The organism is Anaerolineae bacterium (genome assembly GCA_011176535.1).
In the GTDB taxonomy this organism is placed as follows: Bacteria; Chloroflexota; Anaerolineae; order Anaerolineales; family DRMV01; genus DUEP01.
The window spans coordinates 1-13,891 of record DUEP01000069.1 but is presented as its reverse complement, the minus strand read 5'-3'; the positions used below and the strand labels follow the sequence as shown (position 1 = coordinate 13,891).

13 protein-coding genes are annotated in these 13,891 nt (G+C 61.3%); all 13 read right to left on the bottom strand.

All coding sequences use genetic code 11. The features are described 5' to 3' along the window. The coding region (locus tag G4O04_07090) for a hypothetical protein (GenBank protein HEY58280.1) at positions 1–324 on the bottom strand (324 nt) is incomplete at its 3' end. A gap of 117 nt (positions 325–441) precedes the next feature. Next, on the bottom strand, positions 442–1,056 hold the full coding sequence (locus tag G4O04_07085) for a hypothetical protein (GenBank protein ID HEY58279.1): 615 nt from the start codon (positions 1,054–1,056) through the stop codon (positions 442–444). Between the two features lie 17 nt (positions 1,057–1,073). Continuing rightward, positions 1,074–2,669: a hypothetical protein gene (locus tag G4O04_07080; GenBank protein ID HEY58278.1), complete on the bottom strand. Its 1,596-nt coding sequence runs from the start codon at positions 2,667–2,669 to the stop codon at positions 1,074–1,076. A gap of 8 nt (positions 2,670–2,677) precedes the next feature. Beyond that, complete coding sequence (locus G4O04_07075) at positions 2,678–3,559, bottom strand: N-acetylneuraminate synthase (GenBank protein ID HEY58277.1); 882 nt, start codon at positions 3,557–3,559, stop codon at positions 2,678–2,680. 108 nt (positions 3,560–3,667) lie between these two features. Further along, a complete protein-coding gene (locus tag G4O04_07070; protein ID HEY58276.1) occupies positions 3,668–4,894 on the bottom strand; it encodes an N-acylneuraminate cytidylyltransferase in 1,227 nt (408 codons plus the stop codon). A gap of 7 nt (positions 4,895–4,901) precedes the next feature. Then, a complete protein-coding gene (locus G4O04_07065; GenBank protein ID HEY58275.1) occupies positions 4,902–5,729 on the bottom strand; it encodes an SDR family oxidoreductase in 828 nt (275 codons plus the stop codon). Then, positions 5,726–6,307 (bottom strand): adenylyl-sulfate kinase, encoded by a 582-nt coding sequence (cysC, locus tag G4O04_07060; protein ID HEY58274.1) that lies wholly within the window; start codon positions 6,305–6,307, stop codon positions 5,726–5,728. The genes G4O04_07065 and cysC overlap by 4 nt, the downstream gene beginning before the upstream one ends. Positions 6,308–6,452: 145 nt before the next feature. After that, positions 6,453–7,634, bottom strand: a complete 1,182-nt coding sequence (gene sat, locus G4O04_07055; protein ID HEY58273.1) for a sulfate adenylyltransferase — start codon at positions 7,632–7,634, stop codon at positions 6,453–6,455. 51 nt (positions 7,635–7,685) lie between these two features. Further along, entirely contained in the window at positions 7,686–8,453 is a 768-nt protein-coding gene (locus G4O04_07050) for a sulfite exporter TauE/SafE family protein (GenBank protein ID HEY58272.1), read from the bottom strand. Between the two features lie 33 nt (positions 8,454–8,486). Then, positions 8,487–9,449 carry a Gfo/Idh/MocA family oxidoreductase gene (locus G4O04_07045; GenBank protein ID HEY58271.1) on the bottom strand — a complete coding sequence of 321 codons (963 nt, stop codon included), beginning with the start codon at positions 9,447–9,449 and terminating at the stop codon, positions 8,487–8,489. 118 nt (positions 9,450–9,567) lie between these two features. Beyond that, on the bottom strand, positions 9,568–10,998 hold the full coding sequence (locus tag G4O04_07040; protein HEY58270.1) for a hypothetical protein: 1,431 nt from the start codon (positions 10,996–10,998) through the stop codon (positions 9,568–9,570). 1 nt (position 10,999) lies between these two features. Then, a complete protein-coding gene (locus G4O04_07035) occupies positions 11,000–11,992 on the bottom strand; it encodes a glycosyltransferase family 2 protein (GenBank protein HEY58269.1) in 993 nt (330 codons plus the stop codon). 97 nt (positions 11,993–12,089) lie between these two features. Further along, on the bottom strand, positions 12,090–13,049 hold the full coding sequence (locus G4O04_07030; protein ID HEY58268.1) for a hypothetical protein: 960 nt from the start codon (positions 13,047–13,049) through the stop codon (positions 12,090–12,092). Positions 13,050–13,891: the final 842 nt, after the last annotated feature.

The following is a 13,891-nucleotide window of genomic DNA, read 5'->3' as shown; positions in this document are numbered from 1 at the left end:
TGCCACCAAATACCCATAACGGATATCACCTGGCTGCATCGCAGATAGTTGAGCTAAAATACCTTTCTGATCTCTCTTTCGATTCGCCACGTCACGATTCACAGGGGGCATACCAGGGTCGACAAAAGGGCCAATAGCAGCGAAGCCTAACAGCACTTGATGAAGCAAGTGCGACCCCGCCTTAGGTATAGCATTACCAAACAAACGCGGTGCGCCGGCCAACGCCTCCGTTCCCCAACGGTTGGCCACCTGAAGGCGTCGCCAGCGCCAGCGTAGCCAACGCAATCGTTCGTCAACAATCATCCATAAATCAACGATCTTCATAGCCAACCTCACAGAAAAAAAGCGAAACAATGAAACTTCGACTTCATCGTAACGATACTTGGCAACTGTATCCAGGCGATTGGCAAACACCTCGCGATAAGGGTTGAACTTGGTCAGCTAAAAAGCGCCAACAACATAACGCAACCCACGGGCCTGCAAATACGCCACACCTCGCCCCTCCTCCAATGCATGAAGATAAGCTGGGGTGCCAATCAACCCATCCAAATTGATCACCTGACGACCCTGGACAAAATATCCCAAAGCACCCGAGCCTGTGGCCCCGATCACAGCCCCTGGCTCGGTATGTGTTTCAACCCACTCCGCCTGAAAAAGGTAAAGGTGAAGATGCTCGTTATGTCGGGGGTACGCCCGAGACACCCATTGCGCAAAATGCCCTTCCAGTACCAGCACTAAACGCAACGCCAGGATGCCGTCGCCCCGGCTCACCGCAAAGAGGGGCAAAAGCAGCAGCATCCACAAAGGATGAAAGCCATTGGTTGACCCCGTGCCGTCAAAAGTCACTCCGCGCCCGGCTACAATGTTTTGAGCCGTCTTGAAGTAATAGAAAGCATCGTCGAAATGAAACCAGTCCAAAAAAGAATTGGCCGGGGTGAGGGCCAGATAGCTGTGCACGCCAAGGATCAACGCCATCACCCCAGCGACGAGCACGGAAAAGGCAAGCAGGTGTGGACTTTCTTTCTCGTATGGATCGTGATGTCGCCCAGGGGACATCCTTCCCTCCATAAGCCTTATTCGGGTAAAACAAACGGCGCGCCTGACAACACCCCCTCCCGCAGCACACGCATCGTTTCCGAATACTCGGGGAGCAGGTGTTCCACGGGAAAGGACTTCAACCGGACATATCCCTGCTGCCGGGGATAGGGTTCCAGAAACGCCTCAAAAGGCAGGGACACTTTGTAGAGTTGGTAATATAAAAACCGGCGGGCATGGCGGCGATGCCCCCCCGGGGCGGGGATCTCCCCAGGGGCGTTCAAGAATCGCTCAACAAGATCCAGATAAGCCATCACCGAAGCGGGGTAGTACACCGTGGGGTATTGCGTGTAACGCGCCCGGCCGGCGCTGACCACCGCCTTCCCTAACAGGGTAGCCTCCAGCCCGATGGTGGAGTTGTACACCATGACAAACTTGGCCCGGCGGATGAGATCATACGAACTGAGGTACTCCTGGGCGTCCACAAAGTGTACGTTGGGTAGCGACTGCACAGCGCGCGACTCCACCCAGTCGCGCACGCTTTCGCGCGCCGCCTTGCCGGGGCGCATTTCATCGGGATGCGCGCGAATGACGAAAAGGATGTCGGGATGGACGCGGATGAGGTCGAGGAGGGCATCCAGCCAGGCGAACATGTGGGGAAACAGCGTATTCGCATGGGGCTGGCTGGTGTCAAAGACAACATTGGTGAACACCGGGACGATGCCCCGAAAGCGAGCGGCGCGTTCCAAAAAGGCCGCATCCAGACCGCGCATTTCGGGCCAAAACCGAATCCCGGCCATGGTGAAGTCGCCCTGGAAACGACGGCTGAGATAGGCATCCAGACGGGTGTTTTGTTCGGGGGTAAGGTCGAAATCTTCGGGGATGTAGATGGGATAAGCCGTGGCCTCGCCCTCGGTGAAGAAAGCGGTCAGCGGGCGTAAACCCACTTCATGGGTGATCACCCGCACACCGCGCTGCTGCGCCACCCAGCGCGCCGTGGCCTCGGGGAAGAACTGGCCGTTGAATACAACCACCGCCTGGGGCTGCACCTCATCCAGCAAAACACCGAAAGCACGGGCCACCTGCCAGGCCCCGCGGATGAAATCCCGGTACAGCGCACGGGTCGCTTCGTCATCGTGTAGATTGTGGCGGCGCAGCCGCCAGCGCACCGAAGGCAGGGTCAACGCCCCCAAAGGCACGCCGCGATGGACAAAGGTCTCCAACGCGGTGACGGATTGCGCCTCCAGCGCCACATCCAGGTCCGCATCGGGGGTGTAGGCGAAGCCCCGTACCGGCAGGCCGCGATAAAGACGTCGCGACCAGGCCTGACACAAGTCGCACGGTGGCGGCTGATGGAGACGGTCGGGGTCTGTGCCCAACACACAACGCGGCATCCCAGCCTGGCAAACGAACTGCACCACCGGCACGCCTTGCAAGCGCAGGCTCCAGGCCGTCAGCCATTGAAAAGCCGCATTTTGGCTCAGGCCCCAAAGGCGCGTGGAGGCGTTGAAGAACACCACAGGAGCGCCATGGGGCTGCGGCGCCTGCCTGACCACCGCCTGCGCCAGCCGTGCCAGCCGTGCCCGCGCTACGGCTCCAACTGCTTTGCCACGTAGCGCTTCACCTACGCTCATCGCACACCCTACGGCAGCCCTACCCGCCGCAACTTCTTCATCGCCGGGATCTCGGAGTCATACACTCGCTTTACGCCGTCGCCCAAGGCGCGCTCGGTGACCCGGATGTACTTGACCAGTTTCTGGAAGCCCCCTGGTTCCACTGAAGCCGCCTGATCACTGCCCCACATGGCCCGGTCCAGGGTGATGTGCCGCTCCACCATGCAAGCGCCCAGAGCCACAGCCACGGCGGTGGTCACTAGCCCCACCTCATGGCCTGAATATCCGATAGGCACCTCGGGGAACTCCTCCTTCAGGGTCTGAATCATGCGCAGGTTGAGTTCATCCGGCTCGCAGGGGTAAGTGCTGGTGGCGTGCATCAGGACCAGGTTCTCGGTGCCCAACACCTTCACAGCCTCGCGAATCTGCTCCATGGTGGACATACCGGTGGAAAGAATCACCAAGCGCCCCGTGGCCCGCACATGCCGCAAGAGTTCATGGTCCGTCAGCGCCGCCGAGGGGATCTTGTACGCCACCGGATCGAACTGCTCCAGGAAATCCACCGAGGGCGTATCCCACACCGAGGCGAACCAGGTAATACCCTTTTCCTTGCAATAACGGTCAATCTCCTGATATTCGTCCTGGCCGAACTCCACTTTGTGGCGATAATCGATGTAGCGAATGTAGCCCCAGGGCGTCTCGCGCATCTTGTCCCATTGCTCCCGCGGGGTGCAAATCTCCGGAGTGCGCTTCTGGAACTTGACCGCGTCCACTCCGGCTTTGATGGCCGCATCAATGAGCAACTTGGCGATGTCCACACTGCCGTTGTGGTTGATGCCAATCTCGGCCACGATATAGGTGGGGTGACCATCGCCTACCAGACGATCACCGATTTTCACTTCCCCAGCCATACATCACCTCCAAAGAAAACAAAACATAAACAACCCCTGAACCGGCACCCAGACCGATCCCAGGGGTTGGAATTGTACCCCATTCTTGCACCAACGACCAGGGACGATTTACCCCCCGGGCTGCTCCTTTTGTTGCAGGATGCGGTCGCAGATCTCCCGCACGGCGCCACGCCCACCCCGTTGACGGAGCACCTCATCGGCGGCGCGTTTGGCCTTTAGATGAGCATCGGCGGGCACCGCGGCAAAGCCTACCAGCGGGAAACAAGGCACATCGTTTACATCATTGCCCACATAAACCACCTGCTCGGCGGGCACCCCGCGCTCGGCCAACAAACGGCGCAACACCGTAGGCTTATCCTCCACGCCCTGGAAGACGGGCACGCCCAGTTTGCGCGCCCGCGCCGCCACCACCGGATTGCGCTCCGTGGAGAGGATGACCACCTCTACCCCGGCCCGGCGGATCAACGCGATGCCCATGCCATCTCCCCGATGGGCGGCTACCATCTCTCGGCCGGTCTCGTCCACCCATACGCGGTTGTCGGTCAGCGTGCCGTCAAAGTCCAGCACCAGCAAGCGCACCTGCCGGGGCCAGGGGCGTTTGGGCTTTCCCGGCCAGACCATGGACAACCCTAAGGTCCGCACCAGGCTCTCAGCCCGCAGCCAGTCCAACGGGGTATCCAGATCCACCGTGTAGGCCGGGTCCAGCACCAAAGGCAAAATCACCTGGCCACTCATGGAGCCCTTTTCCAAAAGGGTGCGGGCGCGGATGGCGTCAATGTGTCCCGTCTGCCAGTAGGTGGGCGGGAGGCTCTGGCGCGGCGCGTTGTACGGTTCGGCTACGCCCTCCAGGTCGAGCAGCGGGCGCATGGTGCCGTCGGGCGCGATGCGCCACATCTTGTAGGGGTTCTGTCCCGAGGGCACCACGCCGCGCACCGAATCGGCCTCCGGACGGCTGAGCAGCAGGCGGACGGCCTCGTCCACCATCCCCGGCGGGCGCACAGGCGTCGTGGGCCGCAACTGGACCACCACCTCGGGGCGAAACCCCTCGTGCTCGGCCAGCCACTGCAAGGCATGGACAAACACGGGCAGGTCAGGGGTGGCGTCTTGCGCCAGGTGAGCCGGGCGCAGAAAAGGCACCTCGGCTCCGTATTCACGGGCCACGGCAGCGATTTCTTCGTCGTCGGTGGAAACGACGACCCGCGTCACCGTCTCGGCTTGCAGACCCGCAGCGATGCTATACGCCAGCAACGGATAGCCCAGAAAGGGCTTGATGTTCTTCCGCGGGATAGACTTGGAGCCACCCCGCGCGGGGATAAGCGCCAAAACCTCGGTCATACGCACATCACCATGCCGTCCAGCCGCCGTCCACCACCAGATTGGCGCCTGTCATGTAGGAAGAGGCATCCGAGGCCAAGAAGAGCAAAGCCCCGTTCATCTCGTCCTTGCGCGCCATGCGGCCCAACACGGTCCGGGCGCTGTACTGGCGCACGAACTCCTCATCCTGTTCGTTGTACACTCCGCCCGGCGTGAGGGCGTTGACGCGAATCTGGGTGCCCGCGTAGTAGGTAGCCAGATAACGCGTAAAGCCCAGCACGGCGGCCTTGGTCACCGTGTAATACACCGGCTTGTATTGAGGCGGCTGGACGGGCTTCTGATAAATTCGCTGATCTGGGCCTACCAGGCCATAAGTGGAGCAAAGGTTGATGATGCTCCCCTTACCTTGGGCCTTCATCGGGCGCACGGCGGCCTGAGTGACCAGGAACATCCCCGTGAGATTGACCTCCAGAGCCTGCCGCCAGATGTCCAGAGGAAAATCCTCAAAAGCCCCGGCCGCCTGCACCCGGCCCTCGGCGCTCACCTTGGGGTCCAGGGCCGCGCTGTTGACCAGGATATCCAGCCGCCCCCAACGGGCCACGATATCTTCCACGGCGGAGCGCACGGCCTCCAGGTCGGTGATGTCCACCGCATAAGCAGCCGCACGGCCGCCGTGAGCCCGGATAGCCTCGGCCACCTTTTCGGCGCCCTGGGCGTTGAGATCCACAACGGCCACCGCCGCCCCGGCCGCGGCCAGGGTACGGCAGAACTGCTCACCCAGCAAGCCTGCCCCACCGGTAACCAGGGCCACCCGTTCGGTCAAGTCGAACAGCGAGAAAATCGTCTTTCCTGTCATGGGACCTTCTGTCGATGGATATCCTGCACGCCCTGTCCATCGGGTCTGGGCAACAACCAGCCCCGACGCTCCAAATAGTCCAGCACCTTCTGCACGCTTTCTTCCAGCGTCTCTTCGGCGGTGTTACACACCACCTCGGGGTTCTCCGGCGGCTCATAAGGGTCCGAGACGCCAGTGAAGTTCTTGATTTCCCCGGCCAACGCCTTTTTGTATAGCCCCTTCACATCCCGTCGGATGACCTCTTCCAGTGGCGCGTTCACATAGACCTCAACAAAATTCTGAACACGCTCTCGCACCTTGTTGCGCGTCTCCCGATAAGGGGAAATCAACGCGCACAACACGGCCACGCCGTTCCGGCTGAGCACTTCGGCGACCCAACCCACGCGCAGCACATTGGTATCCCGATCCTCTTTGGAAAAGCCCAACCCCTTGCTCAGGTTGGTACGGATCACATCCCCGTCCAAAACCTCTACCTTCATGCCTCGCGCCCGCAACTCTTTAGCCAGCGCATTGGCAATGGTAGACTTTCCAGCCCCCGAAAGGCCGGTGAACCAAACCGTGAAACCAGTATGCTCCATCGTAACGACCTCCATTTCGATTTGAGAATAGATTGAAACCGCGCAGTGAAACGCCTCTCCCAAGAGAAAGGCACGGTCAACGGGGCTCAGCCCAGTCTGGAACTTCAAGACCCACCCCGGACCTCAGGGGGCGCGTTGATCAAGCCTATTGACGCTGCAACCCTTCAATCAACACCTGACTGACCTCCGGCCGTGTGAACTCAGGCGGCGGGGCCTCACCACGCGCCAACATCGCCCGCACCTGCGTGCCTGAGAGATACAGCCAGGCCTCTTTGCCGTGGGGGCAGGTCTTGGCCGTCACCACTGCACCGCACTCACGGCAGTAGAAAGCGTGTTCGAAGAACAACGGGGTAATTCCAATGTCCTCAGGCGGAAATTCGTCAAAGATACGCTGCGCGTCGTAAGTGCCATAGTAATTACCTACCCCGGCGTGATCGCGTCCCACGATGAAATGGGTGCACCCATAGTTCTTCCGGACCAGGGCGTGCATGATGGCCTCCCGCGGGCCAGCGTAGCGCATCGCCGCGGGGAACACCCCCAACAGCACCCGCTCCCTGGGGTAGTAGGTCTCCAGCACAACGCGGTAACTGGCAATACGCACCTCGGCGGGGATGTCATCCTTCTTGGTTTCGCCAACCAGGGGATGCAGGAAAAGGCCATCCACCACCTCAAGCGCGGTCTTTTGAATGTATTCGTGCGCGCGGTGAATAGGGTTCCGGGTCTGGAACCCCACCACCCGCCGCCAGCCTCGCTCGGCAAACATCCGGCGCGTTTGGGCCGGGGTGTAGCGGAGGTCAGGGAACTCCGTCGCGGTGGCCGTGGGCCAGTCGAAGAGCCAGAAATCGCCGCCCACCAGATAATCTCCCTGGGCATAAAGGCGGGCCACCCCGGGATGGGCTTCTTCGGTAGTACGATAAACCTCCCACGCCTCTTGTCGTTTATCGTAAGGATAAATCTCATCGATCAGCATAATCGCCAAGGGGCGCTCGCCCTCACACAAGGCAATTTCCTGGCCTTCGCGCAACGAGCGAGCCATTGTCTCATCAACCGCCAAAGTCACCGGGATCGGCCATACCAGGCCACTGCTCAGACGCATTTCCGCGACCACCTGCTCGTAATCTTCCCGTCGCAGGAAGCCGGTCAGCGGACTGTACGCGCCCACCGCGATCATTTCCAAATCGGCCAGATTGGTCCGTGAAAGCGCGATTTTGGGCAGATTTTGGGCTTTCTCACGGGCTGCTTCGCGCAAACTGCCGCGCAACACCCGGTCCATCAGATTCCCCCCATGCGGGGGGATTTGCCAGAAATGATTATTGGAATGCAACATCATTCTCCTACCTCTCTTTCCAGGTTTTTGTCATAGAGGCCTACCACTCCTCTATCCTGCACCCATCCACAACCTCAGACCTGCCAAGCATACCAGACAACTGAGAAAAAGTCGAAGGGGTTTGGTAGGCGCTCTGGTCACCAAACGCGCACCTAAGACGGTGCCAGGAAGTGCACCAACCAGAATCTGTCCCAACAAAACCCACTTCACATACCCATGATAGGCATAAGTCAGGGCCGGGAAAAAAGCCAACCCAGCCCCTACCAACACATTGAGCCCCACCAGGTGCTCTGGAGGTACCACAAAAAACAGCAAAAGTATGGCCACCAACAACGTACCACTGCCTACGGAGGTCACCCCCACCAACAACCCCAACGCGACGCCCAGTAACACATTCTGCCACCAGGTCGGCCATCGTTCTTTGTGCTCCCCTCCACGGGCCTTAATCCATCCCAGGGCCCGCGCGGCCACCAGCACAGCCACTACAACCAGCATTCCTCCCAGAAGCCGGGGCAGGGTCTGCTCCACCCAGCCACGATTTTTCACCTGAGTGACCACAAACCAAGACGCCAGGATTGAGGTGGGCACGCTCCCCAGCGAAAGGAAAAAGGCCGGTTGCAGCCACACGGTGCGCTGCAGGCGATGCTGTACCGCACTGGCCGACTTCGTGACAAAAGCAAAAACCAAATCGGTGCCAATGGCCGTAACCGGGTGGAGCCCCATGACCAAAATCAAAAACGGCGTCATCAGCGCCCCACCCCCAATACCGGTAAGCCCCAACAAGAAGCCGATCACAAACCCCGAGAGCACCACAAACATCGCGTGTTCACCCCGTCATCTCAAACGAGTCGGTCACCTCAACGCCGCCAACACCAGTTCCAACGCTCGAATGCCATCCTCTAATGTGCACACCGGCTCGGTCTCGCCGCGCACCACGGCCAGGAAATGCGCCATCTCGGCCAGGAACATATCGTTGCGCTCCCACCCCTCAGGTAGGGCCACCGTCTCCCATGTTTGCGTGCTTGCCCGCCAGAGCCGCGCCTCGCCGGTGGGGTAATCCCAATGGATGGTGCCCTCGGTGCCCAACACCTCCAGCCAATGCGCCGGGGGCCGCTGATGGTAGTTCAGGTGCACGCTGCCCCAGACACCGCCCGCAAAGCGCAAGGCGATTTCAGCGGTATCCTCCACCCCTTGCAGTTCCAGGTCGCTCAGGTGGCCGGTGGAGGCCCATGTGACCTCTGCCTCCCCCAACACGTAGCGCAGATAATCCAAAGGATGGCACAGGGTGCGCACCACACCACCGCCCAAATCGGCGCGGGCGGCGTAACTCTGGCGATAGTCCTCCCAGGGGTGCCAGTCGGGCAGGTACTCGCCCCAATGCGCCCGCACGAACAAGGGACGCCCCACCGCCCCTTCGGCCAGCCAGGCCCTTACCCGACGCAACGTGGGGTGAAAGCGAAACTGGAACCCCACCAACACCCGCACGCCCCCCTCGGCCACGGCCTGACGCAAGGCGTCCATCCCTTCCAGCGTGTGGGCAACGGGCTTCTCCAGCAGCAGGTGGGCCCCGGCCCGCGCCGCCGGAACCGCCACCTCCAGGTGCAACGCCGTGGGATTCGCTACGATGACCGCGTCAGGGCGGTAGCGCTCCAACGCCCGCTGTAAATCGGTCTCGGTGGGAAACCGGGCCAATTCATCATCGGGCAACGTGCTATGGTGGGTGCGGTAGAGCACGATGTCCTGCTGGCCCTGGGCCAGCAGGTTGCGCAAATGGCGGCGACCGATGGAGCCCAAACCGGCAATCAAGAAGCGCATGGGAGCCTTCCTCTATCCGTCATTTCTGGTCTATTCCCATCAAAGCAGCGCCAGGGCGCCGCACTCCAAAAATCCTCCAAAAATCCGTGTCCACCCGCGCACTCCGTGTCATCCGTGTCTATCTCAACAAACACAGGAAGAAGTCGGCGGTGCGGCGACCAGCGCTGCCGTCGGTGTAGGTGCACTCGCGGCGGATGAAGGCTCGTCGTGCTTCGGCTTCGGCCTGGGGGTGGTGCAGGTATTCGTTGAGCGCGGCCTGTAACCCGGCTTCGTCGTACACTACCTTGCCTGCGCCCGACGCCCGAAAGCGCGAATGGGTAGGCCAGCCTCCAATTTCCGAGAGGCGCAGCGAGAAGTGCCCCGGCCACCCTTCCGGGTGGTCAATGCACACGCTCACCACCGGCGTATCGTGGATGGCTGTCTCCACCACCATCGTGGAGTACACGGTGGTGAACACATCGGCATGGGCCATCATCGAGGACTTCTCCGGCATATCCTCGCCCGAATAGTAGCCCAACGAACCACCCAAAGGCACCGGCTCGACCACGTGCACATGCGGATACTCCCGCGCCAGGGACAGAATCTGCTCCCGCTCACGGGCGAACCGGGGCACACGATCCATGAAGTGGTTGGGGTGCAGGCGCACCAACAGTTGGGCAGGGAAGTCCAGGCGATCCTCGGCCACCAGGCGGGCCAGGGCCTCAATGTTCTGGATGTTGGGGGAGAAGGTCACGAAACTGCAGGCATAGGCTATCAACTTGCGGTCGGGATCCAGTCCGTGGAGGCGGAAGTATTCCCCACGAGGCATGACCCACTGCCGCAGGAAATAGCCATCGTACGACGGGATCCCGCCGATGTGGACCCGCTCAGGAGGCCAATCCGACCCCAGAACTAGTTCTTCTTTCTGGATTTCCGACCAGCAGGTGATGTGCTCCACCGGCGCGCCGGGCAGGCTGTAACTGCTGGAATTATCCCAGCCCACGATGACCGCAGCGGTGGGGATGCCCTGGGCGGCGGCGTCACGCAGCAGGTAGCGGTCGTAGCGCCAGCCGGGCGTGGCGGCGATGACCAAATCGGGGCGGTAGCGGGCGAACAGGTCATTGTACAGGTGGGGGGTAAAGCGGCGCTGCAGCCGCCCCAACGCCTGCCGGGCGGCCCGGCTGCGGCGTAACACGCCCACCACGGCTTTAGCGAAAGGCATCAGCCGCTTGCGGCGGGCGTGGGCCTCGTACTCCACCTGACGAATGTAACTTTCCACCGCCTCCAAATTGATGCGGTTCGAGGCTCCGGCCCGGCGGAAGAAGTCCAGCCACCACTGCAAGCGGTACGCCTCCTCGCGGAAGTAGCGTTTGGCCTGCTCCAGGCGTAATCCCTCAAAAATCAGGCCCGGACGGCCAAAGCGTTGCCGGAGACGGTCGACCAGGGCATCGTCGCTGAGCAACACCACCTCCACGCCCGCCTCCAACAGGCGCGGCACTACACCGCTCTGCAAAAAGTATACCACGGCCAGACCGTGGTCGGCGCTGATCATCACTCGCGGCGTGCTCATCTCACTCACTCACCCGTTTGTAGTACAGTTGGAAGATGTGGTTGTAGAGAAACAGCAGGGGCCGACGCACCCAGGGGAAATCCGCCAGGGTGTAGAGCCACCTGCGGGAACGGTGCCCGCCCTCTGGCGTCCGGGCCGGGACTTGGCGTCCGGCCAGGGCCAGAATCTCCGGCGAAGGCACGTTCCCGATATGCTGCACATAACGGCGGGGCAAGCACAGGCGCAGATAGCCTTTCGCGTTGATACGGCGATCCAACTCCCGCTCGTCCCCCATGGCATGGCGCAGGGGCAGGGGCAGCACCTCCTGAAGCACCGCTTTGGGTGCCACAAACTGAAAGTGCCCGGCACCGACGAAGACCTCCTGGCCCCGGTAGCGCAGACGGATGTCTTCGCTCTCGCGGTAGGTGCGCTCGGCCTTCTCCTCGCTGAAGCCCAGGCTGAGCACATGGGCGCGGTAATCCTCCCAGGCCTGCAACACGCCCCGCTCTAAGGTAGCTTCGGTGTCGGCTTCGGCCCAGGCCAGGGTGCTGGACGAAATCTCCACCGGCGGTCGGATGGGCGTGCCCGTGACCATACCCACCTTGGGGAAGGTGCGCAGCACCTCCAGGTGGGCCTTCAGCCAGCCGGGGTAGAAGTAAATGTCGTAGTCGGCAAAGGCCACATACCTGCCCGGCGCAGCCTGAAAGGCGAAGTTCCAGGCCCCCGGAATGCCCACGTTTTTCTCGGAGAGCACCAGGTATTGAATGCGCCCGGCCTGATGTTCCTGAAGCAGGTAGTCCCGCACCTCAGGGCAACTGGCATTGTCGAAAACCAGCAGGTCGAAGGGAACGCGGGTGTTGGTCCACAGGCTCTCCAAGCTGATTTGGAGCACCTCCAAGCTACGCTCGAAGTAGCCGCTGAGGTAGGGGATGAAACTGACCACCACCACGGTCACCTCTTGGGGCGGTGGCAGGGGCGGACGGGCCACTTTGACGGGGTTTTGTCCCAGACGCATACACTTCCTCAATACACAGGCTGATGGTCTAAGCGGAGGCCCGACAGGGGCCACAGCAAAAAAGCCCCCACCCATGTGGCAAGCATAGGCGGGTAACTCACCGGCCCTGGGGCCATGGGGGCACGCGGCGGGCTGCCTCGCGCCGCTCCAGCCAAAAGCGAAACCGCCGCAGGCGACGGATGAGGATGCGCTTCCAGCCGTGATGGGGGAAGCCGTGCCGCTGCAACCTCAATTCTACCTTATGGATAAGCCCTCCCAGCCGCAACGGCTGGCGACGCACGCGCCCACGGGCCAAGACATGGCTGGCCTCCCAAATGGTGTACATGTGGTGCAGCCCGCCGGCCAGTTCCACATTGCGCTGGGCTTCCTCTTGCTTGTAAGGATGCCTGCCCTGCGGCACGGCCAGGTGGGCGTAGTCGTGGTTCTGATGGATCACTAGCACCGAGGGGGTCAAATCCACCACGGGCCAGCCCTGGGTGCGGGCGTGGTAAACTATCCAGTTATCCCACCCGGCGCGGCCCACCACCAGGGGCGGGATGGCGTTCAGGCAGCCACGCGGAAAGGCGAAGAAGTCTATGCCGTTGCGGGGATGCATGCGTCCCTCATTCCGCACCCGTGCCCATAAGGCCACTTCAGCCTCCGGGCCGAAGGCCAGGGGCTCGGTGACCTCCAGGTTCCAGCGCTGGCCCACCGCCAAAAAGCAACCCTCCACCTGGGCGGCCATAGCCTTCAGGGCGGGCAGGAAATGGGGAAGCAGCACAATATCCGCGTTCAGGTAGCAGAGATAAGGGGCCTGGGAGGCTTCCTGGGCCAGGGCAAACATCGAGGGGATCAGCGGCGTGCCGTGGGCGTTGCGTTCCACCTCGGGGAGGTGGCGGACGCCGAATTCCCGAGCCGCCTCTGCCAGGCCAGGCTCGTCGCCGAGAAGCAACACCTCCACCTCAGGGCCCAACGCCAGCCAGGAACGGATGGCGTTGCGCTGGATCAGGGCAATATGAGGCCGGTCGAAGGGTTTAGGGGCAGAGAACAGGGTCAACCAGGGAGTATTTTTCTTCACGGCCCTTGCTCCTGAGGCGAAGAGGGCTTTGGCAAACACAACCATCCTCCCTCATCACTCAGACACACGCCCTCCTGGGCAAGCAGCGCTACGACCTCTTTTTTGGATTTGGGAATTTTCCCTTGAGGCCACAACACAACCAAAGCGCCTTGGCTCTGGCGCCAGTTTTGATAGTCGGCTCGGTTTTCTAATTGTCCCTGCTTCGCGGCCTGGAGCCAAGCCTCCAAGTGGACTACCTGCGCCGGCCGGCCAAGCCAAAGCAGCACAGCTTCCCAACGGTTCGAAAACAAAGGCGTCTCCCTCGGCAACAACGCTGCCTGGTGAAGCACTCCCTCATGGGCAATGATGTGCCAGGGACGAGCCGTAAAACCCTGGCCATAGGCGTGCATGTCACCCAGCAAGAGCCGAGGCGGTCTATAGGGCGCCTCCCACGCGCTCAGAAGAAGACCTACACTCAACGCCCACCCAAGGGCACTTAAACGCCATCGCTTAGAAACTTTCCCACGCACCCAACCCCAGAACACAGCCCAGAAGCTTAACACCCACAAGGCAAAGGCCGGAGTGTACATTCTCAAGCTGATGGCTGGGGAAGGGGAGACAAAAACCCGCATCAAGGCCAATGTGGGAAACCAAGCCCAGGCGAGAAAAAGCGTCACCAAAGCCAAAGCCTCCACTCTATCCCCTCGCCATCTTCCCTGACGCCAGCGCCAAACTCCCCAAAAAAGCAGCAAGACTGCAACCGCCCAAAAAGCCATGACGCCCCATAACGGCAAACGCGTGTGGGTAGCTTCATATTTCAATGCCTCTTGAAAAACCTGGGGAGTCTCTCGTAAAAAGAATTG

Coding starts and splice junctions, on each gene's coding strand:
- G4O04_07085 (HEY58279.1), bottom strand. CDS start 1,056: ATGTCCCCTGGGCGACATCACGATCCATACGAGAAAGAAAGTCCACAC.
- G4O04_07080 (HEY58278.1), bottom strand. CDS start 2,669: ATGAGCGTAGGTGAAGCGCTACGTGGCAAAGCAGTTGGAGCCGTAGCG.
- G4O04_07075 (HEY58277.1), bottom strand. CDS start 3,559: ATGGCTGGGGAAGTGAAAATCGGTGATCGTCTGGTAGGCGATGGTCAC.
- G4O04_07070 (HEY58276.1), bottom strand. CDS start 4,894: ATGACCGAGGTTTTGGCGCTTATCCCCGCGCGGGGTGGCTCCAAGTCT.
- G4O04_07065 (HEY58275.1), bottom strand. CDS start 5,729: ATGACAGGAAAGACGATTTTCTCGCTGTTCGACTTGACCGAACGGGTG.
- cysC (HEY58274.1), bottom strand. CDS start 6,307: ATGGAGCATACTGGTTTCACGGTTTGGTTCACCGGCCTTTCGGGGGCT.
- sat (HEY58273.1), bottom strand. CDS start 7,634: ATGTTGCATTCCAATAATCATTTCTGGCAAATCCCCCCGCATGGGGGG.
- G4O04_07050 (HEY58272.1), bottom strand. CDS start 8,453: ATGTTTGTGGTGCTCTCGGGGTTTGTGATCGGCTTCTTGTTGGGGCTT.
- G4O04_07045 (HEY58271.1), bottom strand. CDS start 9,449: ATGCGCTTCTTGATTGCCGGTTTGGGCTCCATCGGTCGCCGCCATTTG.
- G4O04_07040 (HEY58270.1), bottom strand. CDS start 10,998: ATGAGCACGCCGCGAGTGATGATCAGCGCCGACCACGGTCTGGCCGTG.
- G4O04_07035 (HEY58269.1), bottom strand. CDS start 11,992: ATGCGTCTGGGACAAAACCCCGTCAAAGTGGCCCGTCCGCCCCTGCCA.